The organism is Patescibacteria group bacterium (assembly GCA_041653535.1).
GTDB lineage: Bacteria > Patescibacteriota > Patescibacteriia > JACRDY01 > JACRDY01 > JBAZFH01.
The window spans coordinates 20,539-46,374 of record JBAZFH010000001.1 but is presented as its reverse complement, the minus strand read 5'-3'; the positions used below and the strand labels follow the sequence as shown (position 1 = coordinate 46,374).

Below are 25,836 nucleotides of genomic sequence, written 5' to 3'. Positions count from 1 at the left end.
GAACACGTCCAGCACCCCTCCTTGTTCCTCCCCTTAGCAGGGGAGGAGACTAGACGGAGTCTGTCTTATAATTCTCCCCCTGCCAAGGGGGAGGCAGAGGGGGTGCCGGACGTGTTTCCCCAACTAAAAAGCCGGCAGTCACCCACCAGCTTATAAAAATTCTAACCACTAACTACTAATCCAAAACGCTCTTCAGGTATTGTCCGGTAAAACTTCTTTTTTCTTTGGCAATATCTTCCGGCGTTCCCTGCGCTACTATTTCTCCGCCTTTGTCGCCACCCTCTGGTCCAAGATCAATCACCCAGTCGGCAGATTTTATCACTTCCAAATTATGCTCTATAACCAGTACGGTGTTTCCCTTATCTACCAAACGCTGCAAAACAGCGAGCAGTCTTTTAATATCATCAAAATGAAGACCGGTGGTCGGCTCGTCGAGAATATACAGAGTGTTACCAGTCGAACGGCGAGCTAGCTCGGTTGCCAGTTTGACACGCTGAGCTTCACCGCCAGACAGTGTAGTGGCTGACTGACCAAGCTTAACATAGCCCAGTCCGACTTCTGATAGCGTGCTGAGTTTTTCGGCAATAATCGGTTTATCGGAAAAAAAGTATTTAGCTTCTTCGACAGTCATGTCTAGGATATCAGCGATATTTTTATTGCGGAAATGTACTTCTAGTATTTCTTTTTGGTAACGCTGACCGTGACATTCGTCACAGAGAACATAAACGTCCGACAAAAACTGCATTTCGATACGAACGAGTCCGTCGCCACCACAGGATTCGCAACGTCCGCCCTTAACATTAAAACTAAATTTACCGGCATCATAACCACGAATCTTGGCTTCCGGTAATTGGGTAAACAAATCACGGATGTAAGTAAAAACACCGGTATAGGTAGCCGGATTACTGCGCGGTGTCCGACCAATTGGCGATTGATCGATGGAAATCACCTTGTCAATATTTTCTAAACCTTTTATTTCTTTATGCTCTCCCGGCAAATCTTTGGCGCGATAAAAATGTCGGGATAAAGCCTTGGCAAGGATCTCAGTCATTAGAGTTGATTTACCTGAACCGGAAACGCCGGTGAAGCAAACAAATTTGCCAAGCGGCAGTTTAACACTGATATTTTTGAGATTAAACGCCTTAGCACCGACAATCTCGATAGACTTGCCATTACCCTTACGGTATTCGCTAGGGGTATCAATTTTCTTCTTACCGGATAGATATTGTCCGGTTAAAGATTTTTTGTTGCTTAAAATTTCTTTGAGCGTGCCTTGGGCGATCACGTGTCCGCCATAAGTGCCGGCGCCGGGACCGATGTCTATAATTTCGTCAGCTTCGCGAATAATCATTTCGTCGTGTTCAACAACCACTACTGAATTGCCAATATTGCGCAGCTCTTTAAGGGTTTTAATTAGTTTAGCATTGTCTTTTTGGTGCAGACCAATCGACGGTTCATCGAGGATATAGATAACGCCGGATAATCCCGACCCCATTTGAGTAGCCAGACGAATCCTTTGCGCTTCACCACCGGATAGCGTACCAGCGCTACGATCAAGTGCCAAATAATCTAACCCGACACCCTTAATATAATCAATACGGGCTAATACCTCGCGGATAATCTGACTACCGATCTGTTTTTCTTTTTTATCAAATAATTTTTCCAATCCCTTAAAATAAACTCCTGCGTCATTAATATTAAGTGCCACCACTTGGGCGATATTCAGTCCACCGACTTTGACGGACAAACTTTCTTTTTTTAGACGCTGACCATGACAAGAAGGACAAATCATTGAACGCATATAACCTTCGATTTCCGAACGCATAAAATCAGAATCGCTTTCGCGATAGCGGCGTTCAAGCTGCGGGATCACTCCTTCATATACTTGCTCTTGCGACCCAATAAGATATTTTTTGGCGCCCGTACCATACAAAATAATATCGATTTGGTCAGCTTTTATTTTCTCCAAAGGTTGATGAATCGAAAAACCATTTTCCTTAGACATGGCTTCGAGTAGCTTATATTGACCGGTCTGACCACCAACCATGCGCACCCAAGGCTTAATCGCGCCTTCAGCAATAGTTAATTTACGATTAGGAATTATCAAATCAGGATCAACTTCCATTTTAACACCTAGACCGGCACAGGCAGCGCACGCTCCTTGCGGTGAGTTAAAAGAAAAAGATCGCGGCTCGATTTCCGAAAGAGTGATGCCACAACTGGGACAAGTATAATATTGAGAAAAATTATATTCTTTGCCGGTAAAATCTCCGCCATTTACCTTCTTTACTTTCAGCTCACCGTTACCAAGATCGAGCGCCACTTTTACTAGCTCGGAAATCTTTTGATTGTCACCGTTGATTTTTATTTTGGATAAAACTATATCAACATCGTGTTTTTCCGCTTTATCTATTTTAATGGTTGACAGCTGATCAACATGAAAAAACTGCCCATCGACGACTAGTCCAAGATACCCAGATTTGGTAATACCAGAAACCACTTTCTTTTGTTCCCCTTTTTGACTTTTTACCACCGGGGCGACCAAATAATATTCACCGGCTTCCAGCTTCAAAACCATGCTAGTTATTTCCTCTAAAGTCTGCTTAGTTACCTCACTGCCGCACTGATGACAAAATCGATGACCGAGTTTGGAAAACAACAAACGTAAATAATCATATATTTCAGTCACAGTACCAACGGTCGAGCGAGGATTATGGCTAACACTACGCTGATCGATAGCAATAGCAGGCGACAAACCTTCAATAGAGTCGACATCCGGCTTTTCTATCACTCCCATAAACTGCCGCGCATACGAAGAAAGAGAATCAACGTAACGACGCTGACCTTCGGCGTAAATCGTGTCAAAAGCAAGCGACGATTTACCAGATCCTGACAAACCGGTAATAATCACCAATTTATCTTTGGGAATATCAACATTAATATTTTTGAGGTTATTCACCCGAGCGCCACGAATCTTTATTTGGTTCGCCATAAAATAATAAATGTGGATAAAAACGTTAAAAAGAATTGTACAGTACTTTTTAACTTTTATCAATAGAGAGGCACGGTAGCAAAAAAGCACCCCCACTTACAGTAACAAAACGATCCGTCTCGGTGGTTTGGGGGTCTGCCAACTGGCGGACTTGCCCGACATGATGACAAAAACAAAAAAACCAAAGACTTCTCTATGGTTTTTAAAATTTCTTAATTATTCTTTCAACTTTACAAAGCTCTAGCGAAAAACCGCCGTATCATTTTTTACTTATCAAGTCCGTATTTATTGATATTCCGTTTCGCCAAACCTTGTACCCAGGCCAAACGTTCAGGATCTTTTATAATATGGATAAAACGTTTTTGGTGTTTTAGATATTCTTCCACTGGTTTTGGCTTTGTTACTTTCATTTTGTTTACCAAAGCACCGTCAATATATTCCAAAACAGGATATAGGCCGGTTTCGCTTGCCAGCTTACCAAGATCAACAGCCATATCTTCTTTGGTTCCCCAACCGGGAACGCAAGTGGTCAGGATCTGGATATATCGCGGTCCGGAAAAAGTCATGGCTTTTCTGACCTTATTTTCAATGTCATCAAGGTAACCGCAGGTTGTTGTCGCCATATAACGCAGTCCGTGAGCAAGCGCCACGTCAATCATATTTTTTTTATACTGCTGGCTGCCATGATTTTTTTTGCCGGCCGGAGTAGTTGTGGTATTCGCAAAATGCGGCGTGGAACCAGAAGACTGTACGCCCGTATTCATGTAAGCTTCGTTATCATAACAAATATAAAGAACGTCATCACCGCGTTCCCACATACCGGAGATCAAACCAAAACCAATGTCAAAAGTCGCGCCGTCTCCACCTTGGACCACCACACGAGTAGTTTTATTTCCCCTTTGATGTAACGCCGCTGCAATACCACTACCAAGCGGCGCAGAATTTTCAAAAAGACTATGTACCCAAGGTTGTCCCCACGCTGATTCGCCGTATTTTGACGAATATACTTCCGAACAACCAGTAGCATTAACAATCACAACATCGCTACCAAGAGCTTTGGTAATATGCTGTATTGTCATTGCCTGACCGCAACCAGCACAAGCCGTGTGACCGGGGTTAAACAAAGGATTGTGTTTTAATATTTTTTCTGGCACAAAATTATATTTTATTCTGGATAAACCCAGGCGATTTTGTCATCTGACTTTTTAACTTCTTTTACTATTTTTTCTATTACACCAATAGTAATATCTTTACCGCCCAAACCAACAACAAAACTTTTTATCCTACCTTTTAGCCTTCCACAGCTAACGCGCTTTAATTCCATAGCTAATATTCCTTCGGCTCCCATAGAAATCGACTTATCAACCACAGCGATGTATTTTGCCTTGCTTAGTTTTTTCAAAACTTCTTCGTCCGGAAACGGCCGAAAAGTTTTTATCTTTAATATTCCAAAATTAACCCCCTTCTTACTTTCCCGTAATGTCCCTACTATCGAACCCATCGCGACAAGCACCACGTCTTCGTTACCACTGCCAATATACTCAACCAAGCCATCGCCTTGTTTACGCCCAAATTTTTTTGCAAACTCGGCAGCAACTTTTTTTATCACCGTCTTACTCCCGATGAAATCTCCAAACATTTCTTGACGCTGCTCCATATATGTCGTCGGCGTAACAAACGGTCCAAAACTTGCGGGATTCTTCGAATCCAAATAAAAACCTCTCTTAGGTTTATAGGCGGGTAAAAAAGCATCAACTTCTTTTTGACCGGGCAAATCTACTGGTTCATAAGTATGCGTCAAAATAAAACCATCCATATTTACCATTACCGGAAATTTTACCGCTTCAGCTATTTTATACGCTTGAATATGCAAATCAATCGCTTCTTGATTGTCTTCGCAGTAAAGCATGATCCAACCGCTGTCGCGCATGGTTAATGCGTCTTGCTGGTCGTTCCAAATATTAATCGGCGACGATATCGCCCGATTGGCACAAGTCAGCACAATCGGCGCGCGCAGTCCGGCAATACTAAATAATACTTCAGTCATTAAAAGCAGTCCTTGTGAAGAAGAAGCCGTGTAAGACCGCACACCGCCAAGTGACGAACCCAACACTATCGAAGCAGCGGCAAATTCGCTTTCCGCTATTAAATATTGATAGTCGGCTTCACCGTCAGCTTTGAAACGCGCCAAATCTTCTACAATATGGGTTTGCGGAGTAATGGGATAAGCCGACACTACTCCCGGTTTACACATTTTGATTGTTAGAGCCACTGCTCGCGACCCTTCTATAATGTTTTTCATAAAACTATGTAAATATTGTAGCAAAAAATCGATAAAAGATAAATATCAATTTAACGGCTTTTGACCGGCTGATTATATTATAATACAATCAAAACAGACCGTGACAAAAACCAAAACAACGCAAGAAAGGAGGTAAAAAAATGAAAGCGAAGTTTTTTGTTTTTAACGGCGCTCCAACCGATGAACAGTTGAAAGAATTCAACAAATTTATCAATTCCATTCAGCTTATCACAGCCAGCCAAAGCTCAGCTGCGATTCCCGTCTCTTTTGGAAAGCAAGCCGTGCGCACCTATTTAACCGTTTTCTACGAAGAAAAAACACAGGAAAAAAATAATGCCAACTAATTATCGAGAACTAAAATCTGAACTTGAAATAAAACAAATTTAAAAGACCTCTTAAACAAAAGTTAAAGAGGTCTATTTTTTTCTTTTTAATTCTTTAAAACAGTGGAAATAACGTTAAAAAAAACGTTAACGTTATCTCTGCTGGTCAATTCTGATTTTAACGCGAGCAGATCATCGCGCTGAGAAATAAAAACAACCCAATAAGTATCCTGTAGCAAACGCTGCAAATACTGACCGTTATATTTTTTGATTGTTTTTTCAATCTCTCCCTTTTGGCTATCCAAAATTCCGCCAGATAAACGCACCACCAGCTGATTACAAATCGCTTCGATAAAATACTCGCTGTCTTCATACCGACAAATCCCCAGTTCGTCTTCACGCTCTTTTTCTTCCTTCTGCCAAACTAAATCACTTTCTGTCATAACCCGACACCATTTGTAGCTACCGGCACAATCCAACTGTTTTTCCCACTGTCCTTGCGGACAGCCTTCTTGCGGCACCAATAAAAATCCGGACTGGCGCATCTCTCCCACGGAAAGCAAGCAGCAAACTTGCTGATTTTCATCAACCGGACAACCCTCGGCTAAACTATCATAATAATCAGTCGATTGCTTATTAAGGCTTGTTTCTTCACGCTGATCATTAATAAAATAAATAAAAATAAAACCGGCGGCAAACACCGCTACTATTAAAACTGCCAATAAAACTAACTTTTTGACCATAGATCTATTATCCAGTATGGCAGCAAGAAAGTCAAAGACAAGAATACAACTCAAAATTAAAAAATATTCTTTGCTTTTCATTATTATTTAAATACTGACACCGATAATATTTTGATTTTAAGTTTCAAAGTTTAAATGATCATATTTTTTATTTTGATATTTTATTTTTTATCTTAATAATAATCGCGGTAACAACCGCCACGATAATCATTCCTCCGATCAGCGCCAATTTTACCCAATCGTCTCGCTGTTTCGTTGTTTCCGCACCCAGAATCTGCGGCTCATTGTTAATAAAAATAATATCATTTTTATCACGAGGACAAATCCGATATTCATCTTGATATTTTTTGACCACGCCGGTTACTTCCAACTTTTGACCGATACTAAAACTGGACATTTTGATTCCTAGAGTTTTGCTGATATAGACCAGACTTTCATCACCATTATCATCCAGCCAAATTTTTTGTCCGTTTTTTTCTATCACCTCACCGCTTGTTTTCATCGTCTTACCAATATTTGTAGCGCTCGCTTTTTCTACAACGCTGGACCTGCTACCAGCTATCTCGACATCAACTTCTTCTTTTTCTTCAACCGGCGCCGGATAAATAGTAATTTTCTTTTTCAGGATATCACTCTTACCGCGACCGTCATCAACAGTTAAAACTATCTCGTATTTTCCTGATGACGCATAAACATGTTCGGTCATTTCCCCACTGCCAAAATTTTCATCGCCAAAATTCCAACGATAGTCTAGCGCGTCTCCGTCCGGATCGGTTGAATCGGTTGCGTCAAAAATTATTTTCTCTCCTGTTTTGGGTCGAGAATTTTTTATTAGAACTAATGACGCCAACGGTGCTAAACTTATTTTTTCCAAAACATTTTCTTGTTCCGGAGTTATTTGTAGTGTCCACTGCCAACCATTAGCAAACAAAGAATAACTCCATTCTTCCTCTATTCCTCTGGCAGAATATTCCGCCTTATCAACCGTCATTTTTCTGGTATTTTCTAAAGAAACAACCTCTTTTCCGGTATTTTTTAGGGCAATATTGGTCACTTTTCGCGGCAAAACAAACAGTCCGCCAACCGGTATTACGGTGCTAAAAAAATCATCTTTTTTAATATGATAATCAAACCCGCCTTTACTCACTATCCAGCCGTCCAAATCAACGTCAATGATGTCAATATTTTTCAATTCGATAAACTCTTTTTCGCGATCAATACCGGCGGGGTTTGGAAAAATTTCATTAATAATAATTTTTTCTATCGGTGCGTCCAAACTATTTTCCATGATTGTAGCCGCCTCATCGTTTTCCATATCAGCATCATCTCCTGTTACCACGACGGTTCTTCCAGATGACGGCGGTGATGGTGGGGTAATAATAATATTTGCCGCTCCGCGAGTAATATTTGTTGTTACTTGCCAATCAATACTATCAACGTCACTATCTTGACCATCAACCGTACGCGCTGCCGAATATGGATCCTCTGGAGCCAATATGTTATTACTAATATCGCTGTCATTCCACTCACCGTAGGCAACTTGATCAATTATTTTTTGCGCGCAACGCAAAACGATCAAATCTCCATCGTTATTGAGAACGCCTTTTGGCTTATCTATAATGAAAAAACCTCCCGACTCTACTTCTCCGGTCAGCATCGTCACTCGTTTTGATCCATCCTCTACCGACCAATTGGTTAAATCAATTGCCTGAACACCATTATTATACAACTCGATAAACTCCTCTTGCTCGTCTGCCGGACTGGAAACAAACTCATTAATTTTTAAATCTAAATTTTGACAAACAGCGTTTTGCCCATCGTTTGGGTCAGTAGGAACAACCGGATCGGTATTACCTTCTTGATCGAACGATCCCGGATTAGTTGTCGCTGTTTTTGTCCGCCAATTGTTTGCCGTATAATCATCAATCATCGGATCAACTCTTTCTAAAATAAAACCGTTAACAGCGACATAAGTAAATAATTCTTGCGTTGTTCCGCTAGAATCTTTTAATCCGATTTCTTCTCCTTGTTCTGACAGACTACCCCACGAACTGTCTAGTATCGCACCGGTAAAATCCGGATAGTCACTAACAAAATTTTCCGCCGCTTGTGCTATTACGGCGTATTGTCCGGCATTGATTATAAAATTGTCGCCGCGAAACAATGTTAGTTTGTGATTAGTCTTGTCTTCATAAAATTTCCAATTATTTAAATCAACGTCTTCATTACTACGATTAAAAATCTTGACCCACTCGTGATCGGTTTTTTCGCTGGCTCCGATCTCTATGATCACTATCGAGCAACCATCGGCTAACGTAAAAATTGGCAATAATTGCCAAAACAACAAACTGCAAATAATCCCAAAAAGTGCTATTTTTTTCATAAAATTAGACTATTTATTATCTAGCCAAATATTAACGCGGCGAGGGTAAAATAATTCTAAAAAAACTATTAAATATTGTTAAACTGTTGACTATTTCACCTTTCTCCTATATTATATAGGCACTTTTTACCGTTTTAGGCGTACCCCCAGACCAACTTTGATAACAATATTCAAAGGACTAAAAAAGTCATTTTGTTAAAAACTTTATTTTCGACAAATTACCAGTGGTTTAAGGTTGGTGTGGGGGCCCGTAGCTCATTTGGTAGAGCACCTGCTTTGCAAGCAGGGGGTGACCGGTTCGAGCCCGGTCGGGTCCATATAAAAAAACACTTTTAAAAACAGTGTTTTTTTATATGGAACTTATCTTAGTCAACTGCAATGAAATTGCCTAAATTCAATTTATCTGTTAAATTCAGAGAGGATTTGTTATATGATATATTATCAAATTAACATAGAATTACCAAAATAATTTTATGGAAAAAGAAATAGTTCCAAATTTCACTAACGAAATATCCAAACTGGCAGAGGAAAGAATGCGGGTTTTATTTGAAATAGCGAAAGACTTAGGAGTGGAGGTTTTGTCTTTACAAGAAAGTAGAGAAAAAATATTGGAACATGTCAGACGAGAGTTACCACAAAGATATGAATTAGTCGTACAAAAACTACAAAAAGAAGGATTGAGTTTGTCCGACCTGTCAAACGAAACATTAACAGACCGACTGTTAGGCATCGATCTGCTTTTTAGATTTAACGGAAAAACATACGCTGTTGACGTGACTAGTGGTAAAAGTGTCGTGGTGATAAACAAACAAAAAAAATTCAAACAAATGGAAGATTTGTATAAAAAACTCGGTATTAACTATGCTTTAATTATCAGGTTAAAAGAAGATATTACGGAAAATACGGTATTTGACCTTTTATCCAGACTGGAAAATATTGATGCCAACGAATCAACATTCACTATAACCATCAGATATCCGGATACAAAAAATAAACAATAATCTCGATCGTCAGACGAGGAAAAAATATTTTAATGACGGCAAAAGATCTGAATATCAAAGAGGGCTTTTGATGTTTTTTAGTCCCAAGCTGGTCATATGCGTATAAATCTGAGTAGTCTTGATACTGTTATGACCGAGCAACTCCTGCACATAACGAATATCCACTCCGTTTTCCAGCAAATGTGTAGCAAAACTGTGCCGTAAAGAATGAAAAGTAACCGCTTTGGTAACCCCTGATTTTTCTAACGCCAGGTAAAAAATCGCCTGAGCGGTTCGACTAGACAGCGCTCCACCGCGTTCACTGGAAAAAAGATAGTCACTCGCCTCTCGACTCGCGATAAGGTTTTTTAAATCTAGCAATAAACTTTCCGGCAAAAGCGTCAAGCGATCTTTATTACCCTTGGCGTCTTTGAGATGAATAAGCATTCGATCAAAATCCAGATCACCGATTTTTAGACTAACCACTTCGCTGACGCGCAGTCCCGAACCATAAGTCAATGCCAAAAGACAACGATGCTTCGAGTTTTTCGGCGCGGTAATAATTTTTTGTACTTCCTCGCGAGACAAAACCACCGGCAATTTTTTGGATCGCTTGGCAAATTTAATCTCTACCCTGGCTGGCAGAGCCAAGACTTCGCGATAAAAAAAGTTAATCGCATTGAGATAAAAATTGACCGTTTGCGGCGCTTTGCCAGATGACTGTTTTTCCAGCAAAAATCTTTTGATCGCATCGGTGTTAACGCTTGGCGTTTCCGTACCAAGATAAGCCAAGTATTCCGCCAAACAACGAAGATAACTTTTCTCGGTCTTTGAGCTATAATTTTTTAATCTTAGCTCTGTTTTAGTTCTCTCTAGATAATTCTTGACATCTTGCATAAAATTTGGTTATTTGCTAAATTTAGATAAGATAAATCAATTTATCTTATTCTACTATCCACAGTACTTTAGTAAAGATTAAATCCTTCTAAACTCCGCGCACAACACACCAAAAACGGCACTTATCACCCAAACACTGCAGATAGTAGCTAGTTATGTGAAATTGCCGTGTGAATTATTTTTTTATCAATTTTTTATGCCGAGAAAAATCATAGTTATTGGCACTTTACACGCTGGCATAACGCCAAACAATGAACTTAAAGAGGTTATTGAAAGTTTTGAGCCTGACCAACTATTGGTTGAGATAGCTAACGATGATATTGTTAAAAAAGATTTAAGTTCATACCCTCCCGAAATGATATTTGCGTTTGAATGGGCTAAAAATAATAATGTGAACGTAGCGGGTTTCGATTCAAAAATAGATGTTTTTCGGGAGGGCGTTATGCCCGAGGATAATCAAGCGATGATTGAGAAACAAAAAAAATTGATAAAAAAGTTATCATGGAAGAACTTTAATAAAATCGAAAATGAAAAATTGCTAGATGTTGATGGCCTAGATAAACTAATTGACCAAGATAAAGAGAGGGCGCGCGAGAATGAGATGCTTAAAAACGTTGAGGCAAATATTATTGAAGGTGGTAATATTGTAATTATTACAGGAACGGCGCACCTTAATTTCTTTGAGCGCAATATCAAGGACGCAATTTTTCCTTTTCGAAATTCACACGGCAATATCGTCTAACACGGCATATCTGGTTGCGCTACGCTACACCCAAATTTTTCTTTAGCTATGCTCCGAAAACTTCTTTTATCCCTGACGTTATAGTTTGTCAATGCTCCCGCCTATACTAAAGCTGCGGTGGGCAGTCACAAGATTATGGCAAATTGCTTCAAACGAACTTCGCCTACGCCAAAACGTTATCAACAATAAATTTTTAAACATAACAGACAAAATAAATAATTTTATACTATGAAAAAAACAGCAAAAATTTTAAGTGGAGTTATCATCATTATCATAGTCTTTTTAGTTGCCTTTGTATTGTACGGCAGATTAAAATCGACTGACCCAATAGACCAATTTTCAAACGGAGGAAACAAAAGGAATATGATAGTCGTTCTCAGCGACCTTCATCTTGGTGCCGACATCGCTTATGCCGAGTGCAACAAAAACCTCTCCTCTCTCCAAAAACTACTCAAACAAATCAGCGCATCACCAAACATCAAGGAGTTAGTTATAGCCGGAGACCTGCTCGATGAATGGTTTGTGCCAGCAACAATAGATACTTATGCCGGAAAAGATCAACGTGATTTTGTACAGCGTATTGCGGCAACAAACAAAGACGTGATTGATGCTTTTAACGACATAATCAAATCCGGAAAAATTTTGGTCACCTATGTTCCCGGAAACCATGATCTGACAATAACTGCGGAAAATATTGACCTTATTCTCCCGGGAATAAATCAGGTACGAGACAAAGAGCAAGGCTTGGGCACTTATTCACCGACTGATTATCCGAAAATTGCTATTGAGCACGGTCATCGGTACAATTTTTTCTGCGCGCCAGATCCGATTTCCAACCAAGCTGTCGCACCGGGGACCATAATGCCTCCGGGATACTTTTTTACCAGAATAGCTGCTCTTCACGTGATACAAAAAAATCCACAACCGGGCGATACCATGCCAGTTGTTACACCAAATATTTCTGGTGACGCAAGCCAAAACTCGTTGTTTGCCTATTGGAAACTTTGGGAATGGGCGATAAATTATCTGCCGATAAAAGAGAGACTTAGCGAAAAAATTATCGTAACAAACGTTGATGGGTTCACCAAAACATATGCGGTTAACGACCTGCTACCCTATCAACTAACAGCCGGCGGAAAACTGGACGTTAATCTCTTCAAGGGAATCCAGGATACTTGGGACCAAAGACAAACTATCAACAAAGTGGCCGTCAATATTCCCGTAGATCAAGCTATTGCCAAGGCTTCTTCCGCGGAAGAAACGGATAATCAGGCAATAGTACAATATTTCATGAACCCTGATTCTGATAAGAGAATTGTTATTTTTGGACATACCCATGTTGCGAAAATCATTTCGTCTAATAATCACAATGGAAAAAAATCAATCTATGCAAACTCCGGCACCTGGATCGATCACAATCCCGATCTAACAACCATGAATTTCGTTGTTATAACCCCACAAAGTATTAATCCGTTTTCAAAGACTCAAGTAAAGCTTTACAACTTTGAAGGTGAAACTATAACGAAAATGGCCGAAGATTCCCTGCGTTATTAAAAATTTTTTCGTCCAAAAAATTAGCTGAAATACCACTCTAGAAGTAACAAAAAATACACAGGAGGACAAGATGGTTCATTTGATTATCATGATCGGAAGTTCAAGTGACGAACATTTTTTACATGATGGACTGGAGTATCTCAACCAACATAGCGTAAAACATGAAGTCATCGTAAGCTCAACCCACAGAGAACCTCAAAAAACCAACGCAAAAATCATCGAGTCGCTTAAAAACAAAAATCTCAAAGTGATTATTGGAGGCGCAGCAACAGCGACTGGACTACCGGGTGTTATCGCCGGTTATCTAAAAGAAAGGAGTATCCCAATTTTTGGAGTTCGTTTCACCAAAAATCCCGGTCAGTCCTTGATTGAGGATGCGACATTTAATCTGTCGTCCATGCCCAACGGCGTTCCTCTAGCTTACACCGGCTACAACGAAAAAGGCTTTCTCCACGCCTGTATACTGGCGGAAAGGATTATCAATTCTTAAACCTTGAAGGGACAACGTAGTCCCTTCTTTTATTTCAAATTGACTTAATTTATTATTTAATTTAAGCTAAGAACGCAGCCACTTATAAAAATTCGTATGATAAAAGAACCAAGTCCATCTAGTGAACAGACCAAAACCAGCCTCCAGGAAGCGCAAGATGCGATCATGAACTCATCAACTAAAATCGAGGAAGAATTTGCTAGGACTAGTAATTCCTGGATGGCGTGTTTTGGCACCCGTGTTTTTATTATTGAAACGTACTTAAGCAGCAAAGAGGTAAAAAATGAAGTTGGAATAGCAAAGTATACCGCTATCATAAAAAGGTTGGAAGATTTAAAACAAAGACTGTACGAACTGAAAGAACAGTATCCGAGCCAAGACACTGTTCCACCTAATAACATAAAACAAGAATTACTAGAAATGTTGGATGTTTTAAAATAAAAATTTCGGATAGCAAAAACCCCATCTTTCGACGGGGTTTTGTTGTTGAGTTTAGGCAGTAGCCGGAAACCGCCCAACGAAGTTGGGCAAATACCTGACGGCGGTTTCCTCGGAAATCGAGAAAAAAAACTCGCCCAAGGCGAAATCAACGACTGTATAAGCGCCGTTCCAGTTTATATCCGATGTCGCCAGGTGGATGTGAACACCACCTTCTCCCGGTTGCGACGGCTGATATTTACGTTCCGTCTCGGGAATCGAATCGATCACTTCCGGACTCAGAGCCGAAAATATTTTTCCGCCCGGCCGGGTCGCAGCCATCAACGTCTCGCCAAAAATGACATCCCTTCCATTCTCAATACAAATCAGAGACATTGCGCTCTCCTTTCCATAGCCTATGGCTATTTATAATACAGTAGGAACACAACGTGATCGTTTATAGATTGTTAAAGGACTAATTATTATAAAGCATAACCAGCCAGCTGTCAATCAGGCTGTGGATATTGCTTTTTCTGCCGAATTGCAGTAATCTAGGACGACCATCAAAACCAATTTTCAAAAAGGAGATAACCCATTGCCCCTCAAAACCAAATCAATTCTAGCACCAAAAGAGCAAAACGACGGTCTGCGCATCTCCATCATGAGTCGGCACACCTTATCCGACGGCACCACCCCTGACCCGCGTATTACCGAAGACCTCTTTAATCGAACAATGAAGGAATTAGCTCCCCCACCAAAACTGATCGGCGCCTATTACAAAAATGGGATGACCTGGTCGGAATTTTCCGCAAGGTTCGACGAACACCTGGCGCGCCCGATAACCCAAATGTGGCTCGAGCACCTAATTCGCATGGCGCGTGCCGGCGATGTCACTATTATGTGCATCGAGGACACGCCGGAACATTGTCACCGCCGACTCGTGGCCGAAGCCTGCTCCAAAATCGATCCAACACTTGAAATCATCATCAAATGATTCCCCCCTCGGGAATCATTTTTTATTTGTATAAAAAAAATAATAAAAAAATTTATTATTTTTCAAAATAAAAACTTTTAAAAAAAATTTTTCTTTAAAAAAATAAAGTTATCCACAGTTTTATTTAACTGAATTATTGTTAAGGTGGCAAAAAAATGCTATAATTATAGTCGTAGAGAAATATTTTTGCTTTTTTAGCAAAAAAACTTCTCACAAGTTATTTTTAAAAATAATTTGTAAGAGAGAAAAAATTTTAAAACTATTCTCTCAAAAACAAAAACTATGGCTAAAAAGAAAAAAGCAGCCAAAAAAGCCGTAAAAAAAGCCAAAAAGCCAGCAAAGAAGGCTAAAAAGGCAAAGAAGGCTAAAAAGGCTAAAAAGAGATAAGTATCTCTTTATCTCAAACAAAAAAATCCATTGTAGTTACAGTGGGTTTTTTTGATCAAGAATTATTTATCTAAAGTAGTTTTTTCTGAAAACTTTCTTCGCGCTCTGCCGGAGAAAAAATTTCTATTTTTCCGTACTGTCCGTCAAATCCGGGGCGGATAATCAGTTTTCCCTCACGAACACGGCGGATGCCTTCAACTATTTTTGAAGATGTAATTTTTTCTAGTTCCTTATAATCAAGGTTTAATAAAACATTCATTTCGTTTTTCCCCTTTTTCACCAAATTATCGTATTCACTCTGTACGCCTTTTGACTGACGAGATTTGATGTTTAAACTTTCGGCAATAATTTTGTCTAGTTCTACCAAGCTTTTGTAAGGTATCGCCTCTGGCGGCATAAACCCTTCCGGTCGATCAGCCAACTCTTCGATGCGACTTAACACCCCCACAGTTAAATATTTTTTGCACTTTGGACAAACACCTTTTTGTTTTCTAGTCTCGCTTGGCGGTAAACAAACGGCACAATCCCGATGACCGTCAAAGTGATACATCCCCTCTTCGGGGTAAAACTCTATGGTATAAAGAAATCTTTTTTTATCTTTATCTTTTATCGCATCGCAAATCTGGTCGTAAGTTAGTTCCGGCAAATCAAACACGTTAGCTTCGCGGCCGATATTAGGTAGTGAATGTGCGTCGGAGTTCGAAATCAGAGCGACATTATCAAGAGCTGACAGTCGCCAGTTCATTGGCGGGTCGGAAGATAGTCCTGTTTCAATCGCATAAATTTTATCCGTGTACTCTTCAAAACATTCTTGCAGCGAATCAAATCCGGACTTGCTACCAAATACCGCAAACCACGGTGTCCAGGCGTGCGCCGGGATTACCATACAGCGAGGTGAGATATCAAAAACTATTTGCGCTAGTCGCTTGGCGTCTAGGCCAAGTATCGGCCGACCATCGGAACGCAGGTTGCCGATTTTACCAAGAGTCTCATTTATCTTTCTTACCGTATCAATATCCGGCGCCAAAACAACAATATGCAGCCGACGAACTTTTTTTGATCCTTCTTTTTGGCCTGGAACACTCTTGGAATAAATACAGCTAATCTCCGTACTCAAAACAAAACGCGTTTTGTCATCGGCATTTCTCAGTTTATAGATTCCACTCCCGTCTTCGACCAGTTTAGTTTCTATTTCTTTAAACCAAATCGGGTGGGTAAAGTCCCCTGTTGCTACCACGTCAACGCCTTTGATGGCGCAGTACTTGCTGATATTTTCCAGCGTCAGCTGCGGGCTGCAGGCTCGAGAATATTTGGAGTGAATATGTAGATCGGCGATATATTGCATAGTGTTTAGTAGTTTAACATATCCTCGGAAATAAAAAAATTCCGCCACATCTTACCTTTAAAAATTTATCAAAAAAGAAAAGGCTCAACCGAAGTTGAGCCGTGATTGCGATTTTATCGCGACCGCCACTGCGTGGCGGAAGACCAAAAATCCAAAAGGGACAAGAAGCCGAGAACCGAAGTCCTACAACTTCCGGGCCGAAGCGACGCCGAGATCGCCAGAGCGATTGTCGTCGAAATAGTAGTCGACGCGCAGGCCGCTCGAGCCGAAATCGCCCAGATCGACGCGACCGCCGTCAGAGCCCACGGAAGAGGTGCGGGCGTAGAGACCCGGGAACAGGTAGATGCCACGAACGGCGTAGTACGTGGTGATGGCCCAGGCGAATTCACCGGCGTTCGGGACGTACTCGTCGGACGACAGAAGCACCGTTTGCTCTTCCCAGGTTTTGCTGGTGGAGTCGGGTACGATGTCCTTGCGGACAGCGAGCCATTTGACCGCCGCCTTGTCATCGCGCGAGAACTTCTCGCTGTCATTCGCGTACCAACCGCCTTCCTTGCTGTAGAAGTAAGTGGCGTTCATGACGCGAATGTCGAGTAACGCGATGGGGTTGGCCGGTCCGGGAACCAGCATGTAGCCGTGTTCGCGGAGCCACTGGAGCACTTCGACCTTGGGAAGGGTGTTGCTGAATTGACGGAGCTGTTCTTCGGTGTAGGTGATGCCGCGGGTCTTGGCCACCTCTTCGGGGGTGATGAAATCGTTCCCGAGAATGGCGCGGGCCAACTTGTACACCTGCTTTCCGGTGACGAAAGCCAGCATCAGATCCTTCACTTCTTGCTGGAACTCTCCGCCGGAAGTAATCAGGGTTTGCGCTTGGTCCTTCGTCAATCCGAGACCGATGAGAGCATCTTCGAAGAACCTCTTGATCTGCCTTTCCTGTTCGGACGTCATTGGCTGAGCCATGATCGCCCTCCTTTCCATAGATGCCGTCCCGGAATTGAGACGAGCGTTCTAAATACTAAAAATAGTATCCAAAACGCCCATCTCAAAAAATTTTTGGTTAATTGTATTGTAAATGACCTCCTGTAAATTAATATGTAATCATAGCATAAAACGCTATTCTTGTAAATCATTTAACCTATAATTTGCCTAAAATTAAACAATTTTTGTGCTATTATAAGCCAAGCTATGGACACAAAAAGGAGGGCTCTCGCCCCCCCTATATACTACATACTATATACTAACTCTATTTGTATAACTTCACCTTTCCCGAACAATACCACGCCTTTTTCATCATCTCTTTGACATGCTTTTTGATACCATCTACGGCTTTTTTTAGTACCGCTGGATCTAGCGCATCGATTTCTTTTTCATAATGTCCCAGTCCTTTTTTCCAATTTTCTTCGCCGCCCTCGGCAAAATTGTCCATCTTGTCTACCAACTTTTGCGGCAAATAGTCTTTAAAAATATCAGAAAGCATCGTTCCATAATTAAACTTGTGCATACCGCATTTGATTGCCTGGTGATACACCTTGATATGATCAAAGTCTTTGGTACGCAGATAACTGGTACCATGTAAAACTATCGGCACAGTCCAAACTCTTTTTTTGATCTGTTTATCAATTTGCTTGATCCGCGGCCAAACGATAGTTGCCTCTTTTTCGTACTTACCGTGATAGTTGCCAAAAAATCCGGCAAAAGCATCGACTCCCGTCTGGGAAATAAATTCAACCGCTTCATGCACCGACGGCGCATGCGTTAGAACATCTTTACCAACCAATTGACCTTTGCCAGACATTCCTTGACCGATCTGACCGATTTCACCTTCAATCGTAATACCGAGCGGGTGCGCTTTTTGGACAAAAGATCTGACCACTGAAATATTGTAGTCCAGCGGATAAGCTGACTGATCAATCAGCGCCGAGGAAAATCCGGCTTTCATCGCTCTTTCTGCTAGGAGTAAATCTTTTTGCATATGATCGGCATGCAGACAAACAGGAACGCGGTAGCCAAACTTTTTTTCCAATTTTGGCAGTCGCTCCAAAACCAGATCGATCATCCGCTCGGGAGGAATATTGCAATATCCCATCTCCGACTCGGCTATCTCGAGTATTACCGGAGAACGCTCTTCAAAAGCCGCTTGCAGTACAGCGTCCAAAATATATTTGGAACGAATGTTACAAGCCGGCACGCCAAATTTATTTCTTTGCGCCGGGCCAAGAATTTCTTTGAGGTTATGGAAAGGATAACGAAAATACGGATTGTTTTCCTTGGTAAAAGCAACAACCGGTTTTGGTCCGAGTCGCCAAAGCCTGATATTGTGCTGATTTTTTACCATTGCTTCGAGTACCGGCAGTTTTTTACCGGATAAAAATTCCAACATCGCTCCGCCACCGGTAGAAACATGAGAAAACTTGCCAGCGAGACCGTATTTGCCGATCAACTCTTCAGTGTCGCCACCGCCACCGATAGAAACAGCGTCGCTACCAGCTACGGCTTTAACCAAACTAGCAGTACCGGTTTCAAATTTCTTATTTTCATACATTCCCATCGGGCCGTTCCAGAGTACGGTTTTGCTGCGATTGATTTGTTTGGCAAACATTTTTACCGTTTCCGGACCGATATCAAAAAACGACCAACCCTTGGGAATGTCATCGGTAACCAAATCAACCACCTTGGTTTTCGTCCCCTTTTTATCACTGGCAGCAATCATGTCGAGTGGCAACATTATTTTGTTTGGATATTTTTTGAGCAAAAATTTGGCGATAGCAAAATAATCTTTTTTACCACCTTTTTTGGCTTGATTCACGAAAACATCGGCTAGATAAGACTGCCCCACATCTTGACCGCGAGCTTTGATAAAAACGCTAGCACAAACTCCGCCAATCAAAACCTTGTCGGCTTTGGAAATCAAATTAGCCGTCAGGCCGATTTTGTCGGAAACTTTGGCACCGCCAATGATCAAAGTCAATGGACGAGATGGCTGATGCAAGACTCCACCCAGTGCGTCCATTTCTTTTTGCAATAAAAACCCGGAAACCGTCGGCAAATAATCGAGTAATCCGGTAGTCGATGCATGAACGCGGTGACTTTGAGCAAAGCCGTCAAACACTTCAATATCAAAACCATCGGCTAGCCGACGAGTAAAATCAGGATCGGCGCTCATTTCCTCAGGATGAAAACGAGTATTTTCTAACATCAATATTTCTCCTGGTTCCAAATCAAAAACCGCTTTTTGCGATTCCGGACCGACACAATCATTTACTTTTTTTACAGGTCGACGGATCAGCTGCGACAAACGTTTTGCTACCGGGTCGAGCCGATATTCTTCCATCACTTTGCCATCAGGTCGACCGAGCCAAGTAACAATCACCGCGCTACAATTTTTTTTGAGCAAATAGGCAAGCGTTGGCAGTATCTGTCTAATGCGATAATCTTCGGCTACTTTGCCGTGCCGCAGCGGGATATCGAGCGCTACACGGAGTAAAACTTTTTTGTAAGAAATGTCGATGTCTTGAATAGTTTTAAAATGATACATAAAAAATCAATATTAAAGACACTTAACGTAGCTATATTATAGGCTAAAACACCTCTTTTGCCAAAAAGAAAAACACCCGGAAAAAACCGGATGTTTTTGTTGATCAGCCAAAAATTTTTTTCTTCTTGGCGGCGGTGTCGATCCCGCCTTCTTCGTCATTATTCATGTGCGGCGGTCGCCGGGTGAGCTCTTGACGAAACTTTGTTTCTTCCACGACTCGACGCTGTTCTTGCGTCAAGTTCGTTTGAGCATCAATGGCTGCCTCGAGACGAGCGAGTTCCAAAAGCCGTTGCTCTTGATCAAGCGCTGCAGCTTTGGTTTTCAGCTCGGCGATCTTTACTTGAAGATCGAAATCGTCAGGCAAAACAGCCCCGAGTCCTTCAACCCCTTCTAACACCGTCACCGTATCGTGACCTTTTTTTTGTTTCGACTTTTTTTCTTCTTTTTTTTCTTCCTTGGGACGGCTACCAAACAACCGCCGCCCGAGAGAAATAAGACCAAAACCGAAAATTCCCACGACCGATAATAGTGCCATGACTTCCACAGCGCGAACAACCAGACCCATCTTCCTACCCTCCTTTTTATGTTAAAAAATCTGTTTTTCATCTTGCTAAAGAACAAATCGATTACCACAACTTACCACTGTAACCCTTTTTTGTCAATGACGGGTATACAGGGAACAGCATACGTTATACGGGGAATAAACCAATCCCCTGCATACTTAAAACCCCGCCCAAGCATTGCGCTCAAGCGGGGGGGTTGTTGATTAACTCTTACTTTGCCAACTGATTTCGGATCGAACCGATGTTCATCCGAATGGCGTTGACATCAGTTTCGAGCTTGCTCCTATCGTTGGACAGCGTCCCTTTACCGTCAAATGTCCAGATAGGAATAGGCTTTGCCATTGCATTGCGGAAATTCATTTCCAGCTCCGCGTAATACGTTTCGCCTTCCTTGGTTCCCAAGGTGTTGGCAAATTCGACGTGAGCGGCTCTGGCCAATGCGCCGACGGCATAAACCACTCCCAGAGCACGGAAGTAAACATCATCCACTTCAGTGCTGACCATATCGGGATCCGACAAATCCTTGTGGACATCGCCAAGGAGCGTATACCAGACCTCAAGCAATCCGTCCAGCGTGACACTGTTAGTCAGGAATACTGAGCCATCCGCCGGATATTTTCCGGTTTTTTCCTTGACAGCTTTAGTCGCCTTCAACTGCTCGAGATAATCGTCGAGCAGATCACGACCGCTATCCAACTTCCATGCAGTCAAAAACCAATCGTCGAGATCCATATTCCACTTAGCCGACATCTTGGCGGCGCGCCGATCAAACCGATCGGCACCGCCACCGGAACGGCTGGTACGATCTTTAATTTCAATCGCGGTGCGTTGCAATACCTGCATTACACCCAACTGAAAGTTACAGACCTTATCATAAGGCCAAGCAAACCAAATCAGATTGTCGGGTCGATACCCACCCAGGGGACGATCAAACTCGACGTCATAAAGATTCATCATTACCGCGACAAAAATCGTGCCCTTCACGCCTTCATAGCCTTTGGGTGCAGCGAAAAACTTTTCCGCTTTGACCGAGTCGGTCAGTTTTTGCACGACCACGAATTCATCGACGATAGGCGCGACAATGCCGAAGGTAAAAACAACCGCCGCGACACTTACCATCCAAAAGATTTTGCTTCGCATCGCCAAAAATTTTCCGACAGTGCTGATCGCCCTGCCGAAAATGTTTTTGGACTTCGATGAAAGCTTACTCTCACCCTTCTTTTTCGACCACAATTTCATGAGACCCTCCTCGTTGGTAGGTTATTTTATTGTCAAAATTCGAATTATATATCATAGCATTTCAACATTAATTTGTCAACGTCTTATACTATAACAAAAAACAGCTATTTTTAGCTGTTTTTTTCTTAAAAATTTGAGGAAATAAAAAATGGTGACATTGTCCCGGCGCTGACCTACTTTCCCTTATTAAGTATCATCGGCGCTAAGAGGCTTAACTTCTGTGTTCGGAATGGAAACAGGTGTGGCCCTCTTGCTGGAAGCACCAGGACAATATCACCATTTTTCTATGGTAACGTACAAAATTTAAATATAATAATCTGAATTTATGTTCTTATAATTCTTGTGGTTAAACAATGACTTATTAGTACCGATCGGCTGAATCCCTTACGGGACTTACACCTTCGGCCTATCAACCTCCTAGTCTCGGAGGAGTCTATGAAATCTAATCTTGAGATGGGCTTCGCGCTTATATGCTTTCAGCGCTTATCCCGACTCAACGTGGCTACCCAACAGTGCCCTTGGCAGGACAGCTGGTACACCAGAGGTTGCTCCTTCTCGGTCCTCTCGTACTAGAGAAAGATTCTCGCAAATTTCCACGCCCACAGTAGATAGGAGACCGAACTGTCTCACGACGTTCTGAACCCAGCTCGCGTGCCGTTTTAATGGGCGAACAGCCCAACCCTTGGGACCTTCTCCAGCCCCAGGATACGACGAGCCGACATCGAGGTGCCGAACCTGGTCGTCGATGTGGACTCTTGGACCAGACTAGCCTGTTATCCCCGGAGTAGCTTTTATCCGTTGAGCTTCCGCCGTCCTATTTCGTACGGTCGGATCACTAACTTCTACTTTCGTAACTGCTCGACTGGCAAGTCTTGCAGTAAAGCTGGCTTATGGGTTTGCCCTATCAGCCCGATGTCCATCCGGGCCTAGCCAACCTTTGTAAACGCCTCCGTTACCTTTTGGGAGGCCACCGCCCCAGTCAAACTACCCACCAGATACTGTCTCTCGGACCTGATTCAAGGTCTGAAATTAGGATTAAAATCACACAAGGGTGGTATCTCACTGGCGCCTTGCGGCTCCCACCTATTCTGAACAGGTATAATCCTAATCCAATATCAAGCTGTAGTAAAGCTTCACGGGGTCTTTTCGTCTAACTGCGGGAAGCCGGCATCTTTACCGGCATTGTAATTTCGCCGAGTCCCTCGTTGAGACAGTTTTCAAGTCGTTATGCCATTCGTGCAGGTCGGAACTTACCCGACAAGGAATTTCGCTACCTTAGGACGGTTATAGTTACCGCCGGCGTTCATCAGCGCTTCGGATCAAAGCTTTGCCCCGAAGGACTAACCTCTCCCCTTAACGTTCTGACACTGGCCAGGCATCAGTCCCTATACATCATCTTGCGATTTAGCAGGGACCTGTGTTTTTGATAAACAGTCGCTTGAAATCTTTAGCTGCGGCCCCAATAAATTGGGGCAGTCCTTATTCCGAAGTTACGGACGCTGTATTGCCGAGTTCCTAAACGAGGGTTCTCTCGTACACCTTAGCACACTTATGCTCACCCACCTGTGTCGGTTTACGGTACAGATGCTGTTCGCTTAGCTCTAGAGGTTTTTCTTGGTGATCAAGTCAAATAAATCGGGTCTGTCCGAAGACTCCCCTGCGACCAATCTTGGAGTTTAATGATTTCCGGATTTGCCAAGAAATCACTCCGCTGACCAGCCACGCCTATAGCCAAAAGGCGCTTATTCTCTATGACCACGTCACCCCATCGAAAACGAACAGCAGGGCAGGAATATTAACCTGCTCTTCCATCGACTACCCTCCGCCATAGCGGAGACTCGCCTTAGGATTGCCTAACCCTGGGCCGATTCTCGTTGCCCAGGAAACCTTGGGTTTACGGTGTGAAGGACTTTCACCTTCATTTTTGCTACTTATGCCAACATTCTCACTTCCATAACCTCCACCCCACCTCGCGGTGTAGGCTTCAGTGGTTATAAAACGCTCCTCTACCACCCCCACTTTAAAAAGTGGGGGTCCGTGTCTTCGGTAATAGATTTTAGCCCCGATAAATTTTCGGCGCATAGTAACTTGACCAGTGAGCTGTTACGCTTTCTTTAAAGGATGGCTGCTTCTAAGCCAACCTCCTGGTTGTATAAGTCACTATACCACCTTTGACACTTAATCTATATTTAGGGACCTTAGACGACGATCTGGGCTGTTTCCCTTTCGACTATGGAGCTTAGCCCCCACAGTCTAACTCCACAAGTCTGGTACCATGGTATTCGGAGTTTGATTGGACAGAGTACCTTTCGGCCTCAAATCCATCCAGTGCTCTACCCCCATGGCCAGCTACTTGCAGGCCAACCCTAAAGTTGTTTCGAGGAGAACCAGCTATCGCCGAGTTCGATTGGAATTTCTCCGCTAATCACAGCTCATCCCCTAGTGTTGCACGGCTAGTGGGTTCGGTCCTTCCCCACCTGTTACGGTGGGTTCAACCTGGCCATGATTAGGTCACCCGGCTTCGGGTCTAATAAGTGCTGCACATTCACAAATTGTTAAACGCTAGTTTAAAGCGCTTAACAATAAGTGAATTAACGGGCGATTAACCCTCGCTTTCACTCTGCCTTCTCCGCCGCAGCGGATTAAACAAAGCAACACTCATTAACTCGTTGGCTCATTCTTCAATAGGCACGCTGTCACCCCTCACTTACCAGCCACCTTTTTGTATTAGAATAAACCTTGAAAAGCGAAACGGCTCCGCCTTTTTTTGGTTAATTCGAATCACTCAAAGATGTTCAGTAAGTGAGGGGCTCCAACTGTTTGTAAGCAAATGGTTTCAGATACTATTTCATTCCCCTTACCGGGGTGCTTTTCACCTTTCCCTCACGGTACTTGTTCACTATCGATCATCAAAAGTATTTAGCCTTAGCACATAGTCGTGCCGGATTCCTACGAGATTTCTCGAGTCTCGTAGTACTTGAGAATAGTCACCATAGAGCGTTAATCCCTTTTGCGTACAGGACTTTCACCTTCTTTAGTCGCCGTATTCCACGGCATTCTACTAGGGAAATAACTTTTATATACTCCATCTTAATTCTGCAAGAAATTAAACGTAACTATCTCGCTACTGTCCTCTAACATATGGACTTACATCCTTCTGGTAGCCAATCACCTGATTCAAAGAACCAAATAACCAAACTATCGCAGTTAGAAGACTCTAGGCTGTTCCCTTTTCGCTCGCCACTACTAAGGGAATACACTGAAATACGCTGAAGGTTCATGACAGGTAAAAACGTTTCGCGCGAAGCGAAACTCCCTGCAACGACCTTCAGAGTTTTCAGCAATTTTTTTACTCTCCTCCGGGTACTGAGATGTTTCAGTTCCCCAGGTTGTCTTCGTACACCTATGAATTCAGTGCACGATGCTAAGGGTTTACCTTAGCGGGTTTCCCCATTCGGAAATCTCCGGTTCAAAGGTTGCTTGCCACCTCGCCGAAGCTTATCGCAGGCTGCTGCGTCCTTCATAGTCTTTTGATGTCTAGGCATCCACCATTCGCCCTTGTTGCTTAACCACAAGAATTGTGAAAACACAATCCTTGCTTAGTATGTATTTTTTTAATTAGACTCTCTAATATTACTTCTTCGTAATTTGACGAAAATTATATTTTCATTTTGACGTTGGAATATTATTCCTCGATTCAATTGTTAAAGTTCGGTTTTTCCGTTTCTCTTTAGCCTTCACTGACCAAACGACTCTGAGTCATTTTCATTTAGTCACTAAAGGTTAAAATACTCGCTTTCTACTGCTGACTAAAAAAACCGCCTTCTAAGCGGTCCCATATAGCACAAAAATTTCCTTGCTAGCCGCCTAGAACGTTATTGATTAGGTTATTTTTACGCATATATTTAAAATCGTGGACAAGCTTTATTTTTAGCTCCTACATTATATAC

At 42.3% G+C, this 25,836-nt stretch carries 19 protein-coding genes, 1 tRNA gene and 2 rRNA genes; 8 read left to right on the top strand and 14 right to left on the bottom strand.

The annotated features are described in order from the left end of the window. Nucleotides 1-175: 175 nt before the first annotated feature. The 3 genes from uvrA to porA form a co-directional block, all read right to left on the bottom strand. Nucleotides 176-2,992: an excinuclease ABC subunit UvrA gene (gene uvrA, locus WC310_00225; protein ID MFA5358235.1), complete on the bottom strand. Its 2,817-nt coding sequence runs from the start codon at nucleotides 2,990-2,992 to the stop codon at nucleotides 176-178. Nucleotides 2,993-3,258: 266 nt separating this feature from the next. Beyond that, nucleotides 3,259-4,146, bottom strand: coding sequence for a thiamine pyrophosphate-dependent enzyme (locus tag WC310_00220; GenBank protein ID MFA5358234.1), 888 nt, complete (start codon nucleotides 4,144-4,146; stop codon nucleotides 3,259-3,261). An 11-nt stretch (nucleotides 4,147-4,157) separates the two neighbouring features. Further along, nucleotides 4,158-5,294 carry a pyruvate ferredoxin oxidoreductase gene (gene porA / locus WC310_00215; GenBank protein MFA5358233.1) on the bottom strand — a complete coding sequence of 379 codons (1,137 nt, stop codon included), beginning with the start codon at nucleotides 5,292-5,294 and terminating at the stop codon, nucleotides 4,158-4,160. 140 nt (nucleotides 5,295-5,434) lie between these two features. Here porA and WC310_00210 point away from each other — a divergent pair, with 140 nt between their 5' ends. Continuing rightward, nucleotides 5,435-5,638: a hypothetical protein gene (locus tag WC310_00210; GenBank protein ID MFA5358232.1), complete on the top strand. Its 204-nt coding sequence runs from the start codon at nucleotides 5,435-5,437 to the stop codon at nucleotides 5,636-5,638. 86 nt (nucleotides 5,639-5,724) lie between these two features. Here the strand turns inward: WC310_00210 and WC310_00205 are convergent, their stop codons facing one another. Beyond that, entirely contained in the window at nucleotides 5,725-6,441 is a 717-nt protein-coding gene (locus WC310_00205; protein MFA5358231.1) for a hypothetical protein, read from the bottom strand. 67 nt (nucleotides 6,442-6,508) lie between these two features. After that, entirely contained in the window at nucleotides 6,509-8,743 is a 2,235-nt protein-coding gene (locus WC310_00200) for a lamin tail domain-containing protein (protein MFA5358230.1), read from the bottom strand. 244 nt (nucleotides 8,744-8,987) lie between these two features. Here WC310_00200 and WC310_00195 point away from each other — a divergent pair. Beyond that, a tRNA-Ala gene (locus WC310_00195) sits at nucleotides 8,988-9,060 on the top strand. 156 nt (nucleotides 9,061-9,216) lie between these two features. Next, nucleotides 9,217-9,744, top strand: a complete 528-nt coding sequence (locus WC310_00190) for a hypothetical protein (GenBank protein MFA5358229.1) — start codon at nucleotides 9,217-9,219, stop codon at nucleotides 9,742-9,744. A 54-nt stretch (nucleotides 9,745-9,798) separates the two neighbouring features. Here WC310_00190 and xerA read toward each other — a convergent pair whose 3' ends face one another. After that, nucleotides 9,799-10,620: a site-specific tyrosine recombinase/integron integrase gene (gene xerA, locus WC310_00185; protein ID MFA5358228.1), complete on the bottom strand. Its 822-nt coding sequence runs from the start codon at nucleotides 10,618-10,620 to the stop codon at nucleotides 9,799-9,801. 196 nt (nucleotides 10,621-10,816) lie between these two features. On the opposite strand from xerA, the gene WC310_00180 reads away from it, so the two are divergent. From WC310_00180 to WC310_00165, 4 genes are all read left to right on the top strand, one after another. Beyond that, the gene (locus WC310_00180; GenBank protein MFA5358227.1) at nucleotides 10,817-11,362 is read left to right on the top strand and encodes a hypothetical protein; all 546 of its coding nucleotides are present in this window, start codon (nucleotides 10,817-10,819) and stop codon (nucleotides 11,360-11,362) included. 228 nt (nucleotides 11,363-11,590) lie between these two features. Beyond that, nucleotides 11,591-12,916 (top strand): metallophosphoesterase, encoded by a 1,326-nt coding sequence (locus WC310_00175; protein MFA5358226.1) that lies wholly within the window; start codon nucleotides 11,591-11,593, stop codon nucleotides 12,914-12,916. 70 nt (nucleotides 12,917-12,986) lie between these two features. Continuing rightward, nucleotides 12,987-13,406 (top strand): AIR carboxylase family protein, encoded by a 420-nt coding sequence (locus WC310_00170; protein MFA5358225.1) that lies wholly within the window; start codon nucleotides 12,987-12,989, stop codon nucleotides 13,404-13,406. 96 nt (nucleotides 13,407-13,502) lie between these two features. Beyond that, a complete protein-coding gene (locus tag WC310_00165; GenBank protein MFA5358224.1) occupies nucleotides 13,503-13,847 on the top strand; it encodes a hypothetical protein in 345 nt (114 codons plus the stop codon). A 51-nt stretch (nucleotides 13,848-13,898) separates the two neighbouring features. On the opposite strand, the gene WC310_00160 is transcribed toward WC310_00165, so the two are convergent. Continuing rightward, nucleotides 13,899-14,219: a hypothetical protein gene (locus WC310_00160; protein ID MFA5358223.1), complete on the bottom strand. Its 321-nt coding sequence runs from the start codon at nucleotides 14,217-14,219 to the stop codon at nucleotides 13,899-13,901. A gap of 199 nt (nucleotides 14,220-14,418) precedes the next feature. On the opposite strand from WC310_00160, the gene WC310_00155 reads away from it, so the two are divergent. Continuing rightward, nucleotides 14,419-14,817 (top strand): DUF488 domain-containing protein, encoded by a 399-nt coding sequence (locus tag WC310_00155; GenBank protein MFA5358222.1) that lies wholly within the window; start codon nucleotides 14,419-14,421, stop codon nucleotides 14,815-14,817. Nucleotides 14,818-15,274: 457 nt separating this feature from the next. On the opposite strand, the gene WC310_00150 is transcribed toward WC310_00155, so the two are convergent. The 7 genes from WC310_00150 to WC310_00120 all read right to left on the bottom strand — a co-directional run bounded on the left by WC310_00150 (nucleotide 15,275) and on the right by WC310_00120 (nucleotide 25,458). Beyond that, on the bottom strand, nucleotides 15,275-16,549 hold the full coding sequence (locus tag WC310_00150; GenBank protein ID MFA5358221.1) for an endonuclease Q family protein: 1,275 nt from the start codon (nucleotides 16,547-16,549) through the stop codon (nucleotides 15,275-15,277). A 183-nt stretch (nucleotides 16,550-16,732) separates the two neighbouring features. After that, entirely contained in the window at nucleotides 16,733-17,509 is a 777-nt protein-coding gene (locus WC310_00145; protein MFA5358220.1) for a hypothetical protein, read from the bottom strand. Between the two features lie 283 nt (nucleotides 17,510-17,792). Next, a complete protein-coding gene (gene pgk / locus WC310_00140) occupies nucleotides 17,793-20,084 on the bottom strand; it encodes a phosphoglycerate kinase (GenBank protein ID MFA5358219.1) in 2,292 nt (763 codons plus the stop codon). Nucleotides 20,085-20,187: 103 nt separating this feature from the next. Further along, entirely contained in the window at nucleotides 20,188-20,649 is a 462-nt protein-coding gene (locus WC310_00135; GenBank protein MFA5358218.1) for a hypothetical protein, read from the bottom strand. 208 nt (nucleotides 20,650-20,857) lie between these two features. Next, the gene (locus WC310_00130; GenBank protein MFA5358217.1) at nucleotides 20,858-21,886 is read right to left on the bottom strand and encodes a hypothetical protein; all 1,029 of its coding nucleotides are present in this window, start codon (nucleotides 21,884-21,886) and stop codon (nucleotides 20,858-20,860) included. 160 nt (nucleotides 21,887-22,046) lie between these two features. After that, nucleotides 22,047-22,153: ribosomal RNA gene (gene rrf, locus WC310_00125) — 5S ribosomal RNA — on the bottom strand. Between the two features lie 74 nt (nucleotides 22,154-22,227). Beyond that, nucleotides 22,228-25,458 (bottom strand): 23S ribosomal RNA (locus WC310_00120). Nucleotides 25,459-25,836: the final 378 nt, after the last annotated feature.